This is a genomic window from Paraglaciecola polaris LMG 21857 (assembly GCF_000315055.1).
GTDB lineage: Bacteria > Pseudomonadota > Gammaproteobacteria > Enterobacterales > Alteromonadaceae > Paraglaciecola > Paraglaciecola polaris.
The window spans coordinates 1-979 of the sequence record NZ_BAER01000099.1; the positions used below are offsets into that span (position 1 = coordinate 1).

The 979-nt window shown below is 45.7% G+C and carries 1 pseudogene; it reads right to left on the reverse strand.

What is annotated here, in order from left to right:
• Positions 1–978 (reverse strand): annotated as a pseudogene (locus GPLA_RS23275) (IS630 family transposase); the annotation flags it as partial.
• Between the last annotated feature and the right edge of the window lies 1 nt (position 979).

Genomic DNA, 979 nt, shown 5'->3' on the forward strand with positions numbered 1-979 from the left:
AGTCCACTCCCGCCAACATAGAGATTTAACTCTTTCATTGTCTGTAATAAATTGCTGCCAAGCTTCTGTACAGGCATTCAATATATCTTCATAGGACTGGAAACAGCGGTTTGCTAGACGCTTTTGCCTAAGCTATTGCCACACTTGCTCTATCGGATTTAGCGCCGGAGAATAGGCCGGAAGCTTCAATATAGTTAAATTGCTAAAAGGTGAGGCAATATCACAGTGTGCCAACCCGCCCCATCCATAATGACAACGGCGTGACGACCTATGGGTGTACGTTGGGCAATGAGTGCTAAATGCTTTTGCATAATGTCTTTACTGACAAAAGGGCTTAGCAAGGCTTCTGTCGCCCCAATTGCTGGACAGACCGCCCAAACAAATAGGCATATTCAAATTGTTGTTTCACTGCCCGAGGCCGACTTCCTTTTTTTGCCCAAAGTGGTGTTTTGTTGACCAAACCGAGCTTCATCCTGAAACCATACGTCAATGCGATCCAACGAAACATGACCAGGGGTGTTAAGGATCGTTTCCAGCAGGAAGTTTTTTATATGCGTCTTGGACGCTTTGAGATTGTTTAGGGTGGCGTGACCGACTGGTTATCCAGCTAAAACCTAATAACCGCAACAAACGATAAATATTAGATACTTCGTAGCTGATCCCAAACTGCGCTTCGACATAAGCTTGAATGTCATACGCGGTGAGCCTTCCACCTTGTTCGGTTTTGCTTTGTTTTTCGACGTACAGCGCGATTGTTTTTAACTGTTTATCACTTAGTTGAGCCGGACGACCAGGCGGGATTTTATCATCAAGAAACCGCTGAACCCATTTGTTGACTGAGTTTCGCCCAACTTTAAGAAACTTCGCGATATCAGTCCGAGAGTGCCCCTGGCGAAAATGCGCAAGCGCCAAGTAACGAATGCGCTTTCTAGCCTTAGGCTCAGCTTTAGCTAGGGCAAGGAAATCGATATCCAACAAG